Origin of the sequence: Exiguobacterium chiriqhucha RW-2 (assembly GCF_000416965.1) — a bacterium.
Taxonomy (GTDB): Bacteria; Bacillota; Bacilli; order Exiguobacteriales; family Exiguobacteriaceae; genus Exiguobacterium; species Exiguobacterium chiriqhucha.
This window is the reverse complement of the sequence record NZ_ATCL01000018.1, coordinates 1-827: the sequence shown is the minus strand read 5'-3', so window position 1 is coordinate 827 and position 827 is coordinate 1. Positions and strand designations below refer to the sequence as shown.

The following is an 827-nucleotide window of genomic DNA, read 5'->3' as shown; positions in this document are numbered from 1 at the left end:
CACACCCGTTCCCATGCCGAACACGGAAGTTAAGCGCTTCAGCGCCGAAAGTAGTTGGGGGTCTCCCCCTGTGAGGATAGGACGCTGCCAGGCTGTTTATTTTTTTGAAAAAATTATTGACTTTCTTCTTGAGGAGACTTAAAATAGGTAAAGTCGATACAGTAATTATTTAAAACGGTCCCGTGGTGTAGTGGTTAACATGTCTGCCTGTCACGCAGAAGATCGCGGGTTCGAATCCCGTCGGGACCGCCATTTTTTTATTTAATTTAATAAGTTGGCTTTGTAGCTCAGTTGGTAGAGCAAAGGACTGAAAATCCTTGTGTCGGCGGTTCGATTCCGTCCAAAGCCACCATTTACAGCGCCGGTGTAGCTCAGTTGGTAGAGCATCTGACTTGTAATCAGAGGGTCGAGGGTTCGAATCCTTTCGCCGGCACCATTTTTCTCATGGCGGTTGTGGCGAAGTGGTTAACGCACCGGATTGTGATTCCGGCATTCGAGGGTTCAATTCCCTTCAGCCGCCCCATTTTTTAAAAATTAATGAGCCATTAGCTCAGTTGGTAGAGCATCTGACTTTTAATCAGAGGGTCGCAGGTTCGAGCCCTGCATGGCTCACCATTTCTCATTAATTTCTATACTTAAATATTTTATATGCGGGTGTGGCGGAATTGGTAGACGCGCTAGACTTAGGATCTAGTGTCTTTGACGTGGGGGTTCGAGTCCCTTCACCCGCATCTCTAATCTAATTTTATATTGCGGAAGTAGTTCAGTGGTAGAATACGACCTTGCCAAGGTCGGGGTCGCGGGTTCGAATCCCGTCTTCCGCTCCA

The 827-nt window shown here is 47.4% G+C and carries 7 tRNA genes and 1 rRNA gene; all 8 read left to right on the top strand.

From position 1 onward, the window contains the following. Positions 1 to 93 (top strand): 5S ribosomal RNA (rrf, locus tag M467_RS31480); the annotation flags it as partial. Between the two features lie 83 nt (positions 94 to 176). Next, positions 177 to 252, top strand: a tRNA-Asp gene (locus M467_RS24125). Between the two features lie 24 nt (positions 253 to 276). Continuing rightward, positions 277 to 352: transfer RNA gene (locus M467_RS24120), tRNA-Phe, on the top strand. 8 nt (positions 353 to 360) lie between these two features. After that, a tRNA-Thr gene (locus M467_RS24115) sits at positions 361 to 436 on the top strand. An 11-nt stretch (positions 437 to 447) separates the two neighbouring features. Continuing rightward, positions 448 to 523: transfer RNA gene (locus M467_RS24110), tRNA-His, on the top strand. Between the two features lie 16 nt (positions 524 to 539). Continuing rightward, positions 540 to 615 (top strand) — tRNA-Lys (locus M467_RS24105). A gap of 35 nt (positions 616 to 650) precedes the next feature. Further along, a tRNA-Leu gene (locus tag M467_RS24100) sits at positions 651 to 731 on the top strand. A 21-nt stretch (positions 732 to 752) separates the two neighbouring features. Next, positions 753 to 827: transfer RNA gene (locus M467_RS24095), tRNA-Gly, on the top strand.